Annotated in this window: 9 protein-coding genes; 2 read left to right on the plus strand and 7 right to left on the minus strand. The window is 46.2% G+C overall.

Going from position 1 to position 12,480, the window contains the following annotated elements; genetic code table 11:
• Window positions 1–66: 66 nt before the first annotated feature.
• Complete coding sequence (cas9, locus tag JUF13_RS05675; RefSeq protein WP_236002677.1) at window positions 67–4,146, minus strand: type II CRISPR RNA-guided endonuclease Cas9; 4,080 nt, start codon at window positions 4,144–4,146, stop codon at window positions 67–69.
• A gap of 648 nt (window positions 4,147–4,794) precedes the next feature.
• On the opposite strand from cas9, the gene JUF13_RS05680 reads away from it, so the two are divergent.
• Window positions 4,795–6,444: a peptide ABC transporter substrate-binding protein gene (locus JUF13_RS05680; RefSeq protein ID WP_203638345.1), complete on the plus strand. Its 1,650-nt coding sequence runs from the start codon at window positions 4,795–4,797 to the stop codon at window positions 6,442–6,444.
• A 314-nt stretch (window positions 6,445–6,758) separates the two neighbouring features.
• Here the strand turns inward: JUF13_RS05680 and JUF13_RS05685 are convergent, their stop codons facing one another.
• The 6 genes from JUF13_RS05685 to JUF13_RS05710 all read right to left on the minus strand — a co-directional run bounded on the left by JUF13_RS05685 (window position 6,759) and on the right by JUF13_RS05710 (window position 10,766).
• Entirely contained in the window at window positions 6,759–7,268 is a 510-nt protein-coding gene (locus JUF13_RS05685) for a hypothetical protein (RefSeq protein WP_203638347.1), read from the minus strand.
• A 190-nt stretch (window positions 7,269–7,458) separates the two neighbouring features.
• Entirely contained in the window at window positions 7,459–7,974 is a 516-nt protein-coding gene (locus JUF13_RS05690; protein ID WP_203638349.1) for a hypothetical protein, read from the minus strand.
• A 15-nt stretch (window positions 7,975–7,989) separates the two neighbouring features.
• Window positions 7,990–8,496: a hypothetical protein gene (locus JUF13_RS05695; RefSeq protein ID WP_203638351.1), complete on the minus strand. Its 507-nt coding sequence runs from the start codon at window positions 8,494–8,496 to the stop codon at window positions 7,990–7,992.
• 23 nt (window positions 8,497–8,519) lie between these two features.
• Complete coding sequence (locus JUF13_RS05700) at window positions 8,520–9,032, minus strand: hypothetical protein (RefSeq protein ID WP_203638353.1); 513 nt, start codon at window positions 9,030–9,032, stop codon at window positions 8,520–8,522.
• An 18-nt stretch (window positions 9,033–9,050) separates the two neighbouring features.
• On the minus strand, window positions 9,051–9,533 hold the full coding sequence (locus tag JUF13_RS05705; protein ID WP_203638354.1) for a hypothetical protein: 483 nt from the start codon (window positions 9,531–9,533) through the stop codon (window positions 9,051–9,053).
• A 234-nt stretch (window positions 9,534–9,767) separates the two neighbouring features.
• Window positions 9,768–10,766: a LacI family DNA-binding transcriptional regulator gene (locus JUF13_RS05710; RefSeq protein ID WP_203638356.1), complete on the minus strand. Its 999-nt coding sequence runs from the start codon at window positions 10,764–10,766 to the stop codon at window positions 9,768–9,770.
• Window positions 10,767–11,054: 288 nt separating this feature from the next.
• On the opposite strand from JUF13_RS05710, the gene JUF13_RS05715 reads away from it, so the two are divergent.
• Complete coding sequence (locus tag JUF13_RS05715; RefSeq protein WP_203638358.1) at window positions 11,055–12,452, plus strand: SLC45 family MFS transporter; 1,398 nt, start codon at window positions 11,055–11,057, stop codon at window positions 12,450–12,452.
• Window positions 12,453–12,480 lie beyond the last annotated feature (28 nt).

Genomic DNA, 12,480 nt, shown 5'->3' on the forward strand with positions numbered 1-12,480 from the left:
GCGGGCTTTTTGCATACTATTTGATTTGATTCAAGATTCTATCCAGCAAATATTACACGACTAGCACTACGCGTTATCTAGTCTGTTCACCTCTCTAAACAATCCAGTTGGTGATTCGTGGATAACTTCTGCATCCAAAGTTAATTGGATACCTTTCCCACTTTGTAAAAATCCAAAGGGGGTATTTATTTGAATGGGCTTTAAATCACTACGACTTGCATTTGCATGTAGCCCCACCATGATTCGTTGCAAGATAACCTTTTGACCAACCTGAACAATTTTCCCTTTCTCATCCACTTGATTCTCTCTTGGCAAGCCAACAAAGTTGTCACGATGATCCACTAGTGATTGACGGAATTTATTACGGTCATAAAGAGAAAAGTATCCCATAGCCTGAGTACAAATCTCATCATAGACTTTCACCAATTCATCACTCGAAGATCTCGGGCTAAGGAGAACTTGTTGACTACCCAACGGCAAAACTAGTTGCTGTAAGTTTCGGTAATATGTGTTCGTTCCCAAAGCAAATTCATGCTTTTTTCCATAAACAACATCACGAATTCTCTGATGCAAGTATATGTGGGAGTCCAACATCTCAAAATCCGTAGTTTTACCTGATTTCTTAGTAAACTCAGGCAAGAATATCTTTTTCAGCAAATCCTTCTCTGCTTGTTTTCCTTGCTGCCGGGCAGCTTTTAAATCCGTTAAGCAGCGAATTGGGACACCCATGACTTTCAAGTAATCTGTCTTTTCATGGACTTTAACAATAGCCAGGTAAGCAATATTTTGACCTGAATACCCACCATAAATCTCAGTTGGTCGATTCTGCTTGGCCGGTAACAACTTTCGTTTGCCACCTACATTACTGTTGTCTTCCTTAGCCTTATAGATTGTCTGGTTAAACAAAGCCCCACGATTCTCAAGCACTTCATGTGTAACCAAGAGATGCTTCAGACTAAGAAAGTGCTTCATGTAATTGATATCCTTAGACCGGTCCCATAAAATTTCACCAGTTTCTTGGTTCACAATTCTATCCTGCTTACCGGCAACTAAATCATGAATAAAGTTAAACTGTCGCAAATTTAATTGCGGGGCAACCTTGTACTGACCAAAGACAAAGAATCGTTCCAACTTTGGATAACGCTTTAACAAATAAGTTCCAATTCGAGCTGCTAAGAAAGCATCAAACGCATGATGATAATCATTAAGATTTCGCAGTTTAGGTAATTTCAGCTCTTGCCGCAACTGGTGAGACAGCCCCGCTTTAACCGAAATAAGTTTCGTTTTCTGTGGGTCGTATTCCGTGCTCAAAATATCCGTCACTAACTTAATCACTTGCCGTGTCTCAACTAATTGGCGATTAACAAACCCGGTAGCATACTTATCAATCTCATCAGGCCGCATTAGTAAATGCTTAAGCTTACGGGCGCTGATCATCCCTGCAGAACGCCAAACATTCCAGGTTCCACGCATACTGTTCGCATATAACTCAGAGGCGAAGACATCATTTTTTTCACGATTGATTCTTTGATTAACCAATACTCGGTTATCCAGAGAATCATCTTTAATCAACGATTGTGGCAAGATATGGTCAATATCGTACATTGATAATCGATCAATATCTATCCGGTCGCCTGTATACATATCTCGACCATTCTGTAAGAAATACAGCATCAACCGATCCGTAAACGCTGCCTTATCATCAATCTTACTTTTCAGCTCGTCGACAACCGTGTCATCAACGATTGCCTTGGCACGGTCAGCAAATAAGTCTGATAATTGTTTCTGCCGTTGACGAGAACGTTGTGGATTTTGGTCTGCACCCCTGGCCGCTTCAATGAATATGCGACTCGGCGCCTGTCCATGATGAGCCTTCTGAATATCCCGTACAACTAACAAAATCTGCCGTAAGGCCTTTTTATTTTGTGGTGACGTATACATCTCGTTGATAGTGTCGAAGACGTCTTGCTTAGCCATCCCCGCAGCATTAACCTTCTCGACGGCTTTAGCATAGTCTGGTTCATGAACAATTTGCATGAAGTTATGTTGTGTTCGCCACAGCTGGTCCATGATTGACAAACCTTGTTCATCTTTAATTTCCGTCAACAGACGCTGTGACAACCGTCCCCAGCCACGATAACGCTTGTTACTAATCCGTTGTCGTTGATTATCGGTTAGCCACGAAATTTCTTGTAGCTTTGCTTTAAAGATTTCAGCGTCTTCAAAAATCGTCGACCAGTTGATAATCTTTTCAATGTCTGCGCGACGGTCTTCTCGGTCAATATCTTTCGGTAAAAACTTCCGAAAGTCACGATACGTGGTCAATGCACTATTGAAATGCTTCGGGTCTGCAAGGCCTTCAATCTTTGGGGTCGTTGCAACGTCGCTATTGTCTATCAAGTTGTCCTGTAAGGCCTTCACACTAACTGTGCCATGTCCTTTAAATACTTGATTATAGATTCGTTGTTTTTGGTCACGACTAAGTAATGCCTCATTGACTCGAACATTATTCAACTCATTTAGGACCATAAACCGTTGGTACGTTAGGCTCTGCAAGGGTAAAACGTCTTCCCCAATTAAATACGTATCTGTTGTCTTCATACGTTGGATAAAGTTGGTAGCTGAAGCCGTTCGGTCAACCTTATCATCGAAATTCCAAGGCGTAATCTCACCGGTATCTTCGGTATCTTTTCTGACCATCCAGGAGAACTTGCCTTCTGTTGTTTGGTCACTAGCCGTCACCATTGGCCCCACGTAATAGGGAACACGGAAACTCACCAATTCATCTAACTGATACCGTTGCGTTTTCAGATGAGCTGTTACCGGATTTTTTGTTCCTAAAAACGAGTAGTATTCTTTTTGATTATTAATAATTAAATCCAGTTCCTGTTGATGTACCTGGTACGGAATGACACCATTTCCCTTAGTCCGTTGTTTGGGCATGAAATGTTCCAAGTCAATCTCACGACTAATCTTAGTCGCTAATTCCGATGAATCTCCTTTTAAGACTTTATTCAAATCTTTATAGAAATCAGCTGCAGTCTCAGCTTTGCCCTTCTCATTAACTGTAACGTAATGATCATAAGCCAGCCGAATCGCCTGTTTTTTCTTGTCATCGGTCTGTTGCTTAGCGTAGTCCTTCAACCATTGCAAGTGCTTGGCATGGGTCTCATAACTTTGAACCATACTCTGTGAGAAATACTGACCACTGGGCATAATTTCAGTCAGCTGAACGGCGGCCTGTAGATCAACCAGTTTCTCAATCAGTACTAGACTAGTATCATCGAACGCCGCTTCTAAATCCGCGCGATGATCTTCGATATCATTTAAGCTAAAGGTCCAAGTCTTCTCGTCTGCCTTAGCGACTTCATTACCCGTCAGTAAGAACAACTTAGTCTTTAAACCAAGAATAGCTTTAGCAACTTCTGTCAGATATGGCTTCCAAGCTTGATGTTCATCTGTTGCGGCCATCAACAATTTCACCAATTTCCGTTGACGGTCCAAGCGACTACGTGAAGTATCTAGCACTAGGGTTTCAATTTCGTTCAAATTATCCTTAGGTAGCTGTGGCGCAAGCTCGTGAAAAATAGCCCGCCAGCTCTCGTTAATTGCCGCAAACTGCTTGCCAAAATTCAAGTCACTTGGTTTGAACTTCTCTGGATTTCCTTTGCGTAAGAAATTCCCACGATATTTTACGATGTGGTGAACAGCCAAGTAAATTTCTCGCAAATCAAATTTTCTGTGCTCAGTCATCAATGCCCAACGTAAATGATAAATAGTCGGATATTTTGTATAAAACTCTTGGTCACTCAAATCGCTAAAGAGTTGGTAAGTGGCTCTAAATCGCTGATCCTTTGGTGAGAGGTTTGAGGCCTTTTGCCGCGCAAAGAAGTTGGGGTCAAGACTTGAAATTGGTTCATCGAAAATTTCTCGCAATAACCGTAACCGCCAACGACGGCGACTCAAGCGACGACGAGTGGTTCGGAACCCCCGACGTTCTTCTGCGGCTTGACCTTCTTCAAATAGACGGACACCCAATCCCGTCTGTCCTTTCACACGAGAAATATACCCGTCCATGTCGGTATTGGCCCACCCTAAGGAACTGGTCCCGATATCTAACCCAATGGCATATGGTTCATTTTTCACGGCGATAACGCCTCCTTGTGTAGTCACTGATGGCTTCTATTCCTAGACTCAAACTGAGCTAGCTTTCCCATCAGTTGTCCTCATTCTATGCTGACTTATGCACAATGTCCATGGCTTTTCTGCCAGTTAATTATTTATAAAAAGTACCAAAATAACTCTATTCAAGTACCACGTTTTACCTCGCATAAATACCCAAAACTCAAAATGTGAAATCCATGATAAAAATAATTATATTTACCAACCACTCAACTCCATTTCTTCTATATACCTCCACAATCCCCGTCACCACGCCTTTAAATTAATTGAATTTCCCCTGTTGACAAACCATCCCCAGCTCGTTATTATTAGAGCCATATTAGAAATACACGAACGCATCACCAGGAAGAGTAGCCGTTCCCGCTAAGTTCAGAGACCACCGGTAGCTGAAAAGGTGGCTTACAACGGAGCAGCGAAGATGAGCCTGGTAGCTGATAATTAGTGAAAGCTGATTGTCCGAGTTGAAGCCCGTTACCGCTTCCGACTTTTGGCAACAGAAGTTACGGAGATGGTGGATGTGAGTCCCCCATAAAACAAGGTGGTACCGCGAGTGAAATCGTCCTTATGTAGCAATTACATAAGGACGATTTTTATTTTGAGGAGATGTTTGGAATGAAGAAAAAGGGAACGATCTTAACGGTGGCGGCTTTGAGCCTCTTAACATTAGCAGGGTGTGGCAGTCAGTCCAGCTCCAGCAGCAGTAACGGCAGCAATAAGTACGCGGACAAGCAGGAACTGAACTGGACGGAATCCTCCGAACTGGCGACCAACGATTTAGCCAAGGCCACGGATACCCTGAGTTTCACAGTCCTGCAGAACACGCAGGAAGGTCTGTACCGTCTGAACAGCAAGGGCACGCCAGCCAACGCGCTGACCACCAAGACCGAGCTGACCAACGGCGGCAAGACCTACACGTTTAACCTCCGTAAGGGGGCCAAGTGGTCCAACGGCGACGAGGTCACGGCCAAGGACTTCGTTTATTCCTGGCAACGGACGCTCGATCCCAAGACCGCTTCGCAAGACGCCTTTTACTTCTTCCAAGTGAAGAACGCCGAGGCCGTCAACAGTGGCAAGAAGCCGCTCAGCTCTCTGGGAATCAAGGCCGATGGCAAATACAAGCTGACGGTGCACCTCACCAAGCCCGTTTCCTACTTTAAGAAACTCCTCGCTTGGCCCCTCTTCTACCCGGTTAACCAAAAGGCCGTCCAAAAATACGGCAAGAAATACGGCACCACGTCCGCCACGACCGTTTACAACGGGCCATTCCGTCTGACCAAGTGGAACGGGACCAGCACCACCTGGACGTTGGCCAAGAACAAGACGTACTGGGACAAGCAAGCCGTGCATCTCGACAAGATCAACGAAGTCGTGACCAAGAGCACCACGACCAGCTACAATTTATTTAATGCCAAAAAGACCGACGAGACCTTACTCGACGGCCAACAAGTGAAGAACAACAAGAACAATGAAAACTTTGTTAAACGCCTCCCAACCGGGACGCAACGTCTGAGCTTGAACCAAAAGACCGTTCCCGCCTTTAAGAACGTGAACGTCCGCAAGGCCTTCTCCCTGGCCATCGACCGGAAACAACTGGTCAACGACGTGCTCCAAGATGGCTCAACGGTTTCCAAAGGCTTCGTACCAGCCGGCATGGGCAACAATCCTAAGACTGGCGAAGGTTTCGACAAAGAAGCTGAAGTAAAATCCGCCGTTTCCTACAACTTGAAGGAAGCCAAGGCGCTGCTGGCCAAGGGCTTCAAACAGACCGGTAAGAAGTCGCTCGACGTTTCCCTGTTAGTTTCCGACACCGACGCCAGCAAGCAAACGGCCGAATTCCTCCAGAGTTCGCTGCAGAAGCTGCCAAACGTGAAGGTCTCCATCAACACGATTCCTTACGTTCAACTGATTACGCGTCAACACAACAAGAACTACGACCTGACCTTGAGCGGCTGGCAATCCGTCTTCGCCGACCCCATCAACTTCCTCGACGTTTACGAATCCAACTCCAGCTACAACACGTCCAGCTGGTCCAACAAGCAATACGACCAACTGCTCGACGAATCCGAAAACAAGGATGGGAACCAAGCATCCAAGCGTTGGAGCAAGCTGGTCGAAGCCGAAAAGGTCTTGATGAACGATCAAGGGACGATTCCCCTGTACCAAGCTGCGAAGTCCCAACTGTTGCGCAAGAACGTGAAGAACATCAACTACAACCCAGCTGGTGTGCCTTACGACTTCAAGACGACCTACATTGCTAAATAACGATTGCTTAATTCCTAGTCCAACCAAGCCACGACCCCCCTCGTAGCTTGGTTGGCAGGCCTCATCAGCCAGCACCACCTGTCAGACTTATCTATGTCTCCTTTATATAGTAGAAACAGGTTCCAACCGGCGTTTGAAGTGCGCCCCGGTTGGAACCTGTTTTTGCGTTTATTGTAATCTGTAAAAATCTGTTGGATGGCTGGCAACCGTGTGACGAAAGGGGGTCATCCCCGTGATCATTTTTTCATCACGCTTCGACTCCTGTTTAATCAAGGACCTTATTCCAATTACTAATAACGCTCTAGTATCACTCTTTAGAAATCAAAATATCCGGTTGAAAACCGTGCTCTTGGTTTACGAAAACCAATGGCATGAACGTAATCAAACTTTTCATCATAAGAGTAGTTACCAGGCATCAATTTCATCTTCAAAGCGACAACACGACGACCATTAATCTTAACTGTTGTCCGTTTCAACGTCCCTAAATTGCTTTTATCCCAAAACATCTTGTAACCACCCGTTGATAATTTCTTGTAAGCAACCGGTGAGCCTTCAGCAAACCATCTTTTCAGTGATTTCAACGATTTGTTCTTCGCTTTAAAATCCATCGTATGGGTTTGATCTTGTTGAAAGTCAAAACGTTTAACGCTGTAGAAATGCTTACTATATCGTTTGATGTACCCATTATAAACGTACCAATAACCAGCATATGTATCTGGTAATGTGACTGACTTATTAGCTGCCTGCGCCGTAGCCACATTACTAAAAAATACTAACCCTAAACTAGCTAAAAATAACGCTAAACCTGTAAATAATTTATGCATCATTACCTCATCCTTTCTACTAATCATCAATTGACCTCAATAGTTCCTAAAGGTAACCACCTTAAAGATATACCAGATACACTAAGGTAGCAAGGTCCTTTAATTAATAAAAAATTCAAGAATAACTAATGAATGCCCAATTATAAGTAACTCAAAATTGGCCAAGCCGGAACAGCTAGATAGTAAGTATCTACATTAACATTAGCTCACTTGAACTCTCAATATATGTTCCCCAGGCTTCAGCTCGCTTCGGCGTTTTAAATGCATAAACTTCATCTGAATGATCCCATGAAATAACGGGTGTCTCAATGCCTTTAAGCTTAATCGTCGTTAACTTAAATTCACCAGTATCATATCCATCAGGAATTGACCGCGATTTATAGTAAACCCGCTGCTTCTTAGAAACTTTTTTCTGATAGGTCACAAAAGCCTTTTTGGTTGCCACTGAGGTTACGTGCGTTAAATCCGCATGCGTCGTGATACCAAGATTAAGTTCAAACCTATCCTTAAACAACGTTAACTTACACGTGTAGTAATAGCGAACATGATGCCGACGTGCACTACCCAGATAACCATACCATGCCCGCTGATAGCTGGCTGGTAGGTCATCAATAGTCGTATCGGCCTTTGCTGTTTGTACTGTCGTCACCATACCCAGCCCTAATACCGTCAATGCCAATACCAGTCTACGAATAATTATTTTCATTACATCACCTCGTTCTCAAACACACCAATAGTAAATTTCCCAGGGAGCACGACGGACTGGCGTTCTAAAGGCATATACTGGATCATCGCCAGCATCTGGGCCCCAAGACAGCGCAGTCTTTGGGACACCCTTTACCTTAACCGTTGCTAGCCTCAAAACACCCATCAATAAGTTATCCTTTTTACGTATCACATTGTAACTTACCCGACCACGCTTATTAACCCGTCGCTGGTAGGTCACTTGCTCTTGCATTTCCGATTGTGGCGTAATATCCGTTAATTTCGAACTGGTCGTAATCCCCAAAACCGTTGATACTTTTTTGGCCGAATAGGCTACCTGACACGTATAGTAGTAGTTAACATGGTGATGCGGTGTAGTTCCTAAGTAACCATACCAGGTTCCGCGATAGGCTGACGGTAGCGCTGTCCTACTAGCAGCTTGCGCACTAACAGGTGTACCCATTCCCACGAATCCAAGACTAACTAAGAATAAGGCCAACGTCAGCCAAAATTTCATTTTCATATCTAAATCCCTCTCTGACCAGTCTACTCCAACAAGTCACCAACGGAATGACTAGGTAGTGGTTGGCGGAAGGCGTAAAATTTTGTTCCAGATATTTTAACCTGCAAAGCCTGCACCTTTTTGCCCAAAATTTTGACCTTAACCTTGGTCTTGCTTAACGTGATTGCCGGCGTGCCGGACGTCATGCGCAGAACCATCCGATAACTAACCTTGTGGGTCTTCTTGGCAACCTTTTTCGTGTAGATCAGGGGTGCCACAAAACTCACTTGCCAGGTTGGTTTCTTCAGAGTCGGTGCAGTCGAGGTGCAGATGCTATACGTCACTTTCTTAGGCGCCAATTTCACGCGCGCGTAGGAAAAGACGGGAGCTTTCTTTTTGCTGACGGCTTCTGCGCCACCATAGAGGTACCAGCTACCGCGGTAGCTCTTTGGTAAGGCAACCGCCTTGCTGGCAGCGTGTACGGGCACGGTGCTGGCCACGCCAAAGAAGCTGACGCTGGCTAAACTGACAATTAACCCTTTAACCCATTTGTTCATCAGAAAACATCCTCTCCGCTAGTCCATCATATCCCAGGACCGTGCCTTCGTAGCCTTACTAAAGGCATAGTTCGTGTCGCCATCCTGGTCCCAAGCCAATGCTGGGGTCTTCACACCCTTGACCTTGACCGATGTCAGCCGAAATTTCCCTAAATTACTCTGGTCGCCTAAAGCTCGGGCCTGATAGAAGGTTTGGTTGTGCTTCGTTTTGACACTGAATGTCACCTTGGCCTCGGAGGTTATAAATGACGTCAAATCTGACAGATCAGCGTTCTTAGTCGAACTGATGTCACTATCGATGCCAGAATCCGTTAACGCAATCTGCTCCACGTAGTAGTACTTCGTGTGATGATGACGCGCATTGCCCAGGTACCCATACCAATTTCCCTGCAGGTTATCTGGCAACGTCGCAGCGTGTGCCGTGGTACTCTGACTAGCCACTGCCCCAAACGCCACAACGGCCAACCCAGCGATGATTTCTTGAATAAGTTTTCGACTCATCTGAATCCCCTACTTTCTCCTCAAAATAGTTATTCCAACTAACTATCCTAAAGATAGTCCAACCGGGTTAATAATACAAGACGTTTTTGTTCTGTCATAAATATTAATGATGCATACTGCTGTTGAGCCAATTTATCAGGACTCACGATTTTTAACTCTTGTAACAAATTTTGCTAAAATGGATGTAAAAAAGACGCCGGAATTTTACTTTTCCGGCGCCACAATTCAACTTATTTATTCTGGACTCAGCATCCGCACACTCTGACGGTTGACTAACTTGATTGGCGTAATTTTCTGCGGCAACGTCTCGGTTGACCGCAATTGTTGAACGCCCGCAATCCCCATTTCATAGAAGTTTTGCGACACGCTGGTTAGTTGCGGTTGGACTAGGCTACACAGTTCCGTGCCGTCAATCGCCACGATGGAGAGGTCCACGGGCACCAACAGACCCAGGTCCCGTGCCTGATTCATCACGCCAATGGCCGCCATGTCACTAGCGCCCACAATGGCGGTCAGTTCGGTCTGCGCGCCGTACGCCTGCATCGCTGTCTGCCCGGCATCATAGCTGTAATTTCCCAGCTGAACCCACTCGTCCTCAGGTGTGATGCCAGCATCCTTCAAGGCTTGCGTATACCCGAGCACCCGTTGGCGGCCAGTATGAAAGTCACTATCGACGCCAGCCAAGCCAATTCGCCGATGCCCTTGTTTGATCAATGCTTGCGTCGCTTGGTAGCCGACCTGCCAGTCATCCGAGGTGATGTATGGCAAACGTTCCCCGTCAAACGAGATGGATAGGAAACAATACGGTACCTGTGAGCTTTGGAGTAGCGTCAAATTTTCCGGTGCCAAGTCGACAGATAGTAGTAGAATGCCCATCACCGGTCGCTCAATCACCGTCATCAATGCCCGCCGCTGCTGGACGGGATCAGCATCCCCCGCGTATAAAATAATCACGTTCAAATCATGTTGGTGGGCTTCTGCTTGAATGCCTTCAATGATTTGACTGGCAAAGTTGGTCTTGGTCGAATTGACCACGGCCGCAATCACATTGCTGTGGCGTGTCACCAACTCGGCCGCCGCCGTATTCTTCTGGTAGCCCAGCTCAGTCGCCGCCGCATGCACCTTGGTGGCCGTCGCTTCACTAAAAAACGCCGACTTGTTGGCCAAAACGCGCGACACGGTGGCCGTGGAGACCCCCGCTAATTTCGCAATATCCTTAATCGTTGCGGCCATCACGACCACCCACTTTCCTCTAATTTTCTACTACCAGCTCCGCCCGGTCGTTGCTCTATACCTGGCCTTTGCGTTTTCATATCTACGTCCTATTCTACCGTTAATAGCGTGAAATAACAAAGTCATTTGCCATGAATTCGGTAATTTTACACAAACGTTTGCTTTTCTTATTTAAAGCCATTGTAAACGTTTGTGTAAAGTGATAGAATTCATCTTGTAAGCGGTTACTTAATTAATTCAACCGATGATAGCAATTATTCAACTTTCATTTTTTAAGGAGGAATCACTATGGCTCAAAATACAGCCTTAGAAAGTGAGCAAGCCCCGACGACCGCAACCACGACCGCCAGTGAAAACTCACTACCGAAACTACCCTTGAAGACCATCTTCGCGATGACGTTTGGTTTCTTCGGGGTCAACATGGCCTTTTCCTTACAGTCCTCACAAATGGGCCGGATTTTCCAAACGATTGGGGCCGACCCAACCAAGCTGGGCTTCTTCTTCCTGTTGCCCCCACTGGCCGGCATGGTCGTCCAACCCTTGATTGGGAAGTATTCCGATATCACTTGGAACCGGTTCGGCCGGCGGATGCCCTACCTCATGATTGGGGCGCCCATCGCCGCATTGGTCATGATTCTATTGCCTAATGCCGGGTCGTTTGGCTTCGGTTACGCCTCACTTGCCGCCTTATTATTCGGCGCCATCGCCATTCTTTTCATGGACCTATCCTCTAACGTCTGCATGCAACCGTTCAAGATGATCATTGGGGACATGGTCAACGAAGACCAAAAGGATTTGGCCTGGTCTTGGCAACAATCCTACTCCAACTTGGGTGGGGTGCTGGCAACGATTTTCCCATTCGTGTTAACTTGGTTTGGGGTGTCCAACGTGGCTTCTAAAGGCACCGTGCCCCTGTCCGTACGGATGGCCTTCTACATTGGCGCCGCGATCCTTTTGTTAACCTCAATCTACACGATCGTTTCCGTTAAAGAATACGACCCCGAAACCTATAACCGGTTCCACCACGTCAAGGCTGAGACCAAGCAAAAGACGGCCAGCCTGTGGCACTTAGTGAAGACCGCACCACGGGCCTTCTGGGAAATTTCCTTCGTGCAGCTGTTTGACTGGTTTGCCATTCAATACTTATGGACTTATGGGACTGGTGCCATCGCCGACAACGTTTGGCACACGGCCAACGCCGCTTCCGCCGGTTACCAAGCTGCTGGGAACTGGTTCGGGATTCTTTCCTGCATCCAGTCACTAGCCGCCGTTGTTTGGGGCTTTGCCGTTCTGTCTCACACCAAGCCGAACCAACGGAAATTCTGGTTCCGGGTTAGCCTGATCATGGGTGGTCTTGGGATGATCTGGATCTACTTTATCCACTCTCAATGGCTGTTAATCTTGCCATTCTGCCTGATTGGGATCTGCTACCTGACCATGCAAACGCAAGCCATGTCCCTCTTCACCGAATCACTCAACGGGAAAAATGAAGGGGCCTACCTGGGACTCTTCAACTGCGGCATCTGCTTGCCACAAATCACCGCTTCCCTGGCCAGCTTCGCCATTTTCCCAGCCATCGGCCAATCCATGCCCGGCATGTTAGTCATCGCCGGCATCGCCTTTCTCTTAGGGGCCGTCGCTGTGAGTGTTATTCACCCTAAATTATCTGAAAATTCTGTAAACTAGAGTTAGCAATTTCTATAGGAGGTTTTAT

This window comes from Levilactobacillus wangkuiensis (genome assembly GCF_016861605.1).
GTDB lineage: Bacteria > Bacillota > Bacilli > Lactobacillales > Lactobacillaceae > Levilactobacillus > Levilactobacillus wangkuiensis.

Coding starts and splice junctions, on each gene's coding strand:
- JUF13_RS05715 (WP_203638358.1), top strand. CDS start 11,055: ATGGCTCAAAATACAGCCTTAGAAAGTGAGCAAGCCCCGACGACCGCA.
- JUF13_RS05695 (WP_203638351.1), bottom strand. CDS start 8,496: ATGAAAATGAAATTTTGGCTGACGTTGGCCTTATTCTTAGTTAGTCTT.
- JUF13_RS05680 (WP_203638345.1), top strand. CDS start 4,795: ATGAAGAAAAAGGGAACGATCTTAACGGTGGCGGCTTTGAGCCTCTTA.
- JUF13_RS05685 (WP_203638347.1), bottom strand. CDS start 7,268: ATGCATAAATTATTTACAGGTTTAGCGTTATTTTTAGCTAGTTTAGGG.
- JUF13_RS05690 (WP_203638349.1), bottom strand. CDS start 7,974: ATGAAAATAATTATTCGTAGACTGGTATTGGCATTGACGGTATTAGGG.
- JUF13_RS05705 (WP_203638354.1), bottom strand. CDS start 9,533: ATGAGTCGAAAACTTATTCAAGAAATCATCGCTGGGTTGGCCGTTGTG.
- JUF13_RS05700 (WP_203638353.1), bottom strand. CDS start 9,032: ATGAACAAATGGGTTAAAGGGTTAATTGTCAGTTTAGCCAGCGTCAGC.
- JUF13_RS05710 (WP_203638356.1), bottom strand. CDS start 10,766: ATGGCCGCAACGATTAAGGATATTGCGAAATTAGCGGGGGTCTCCACG.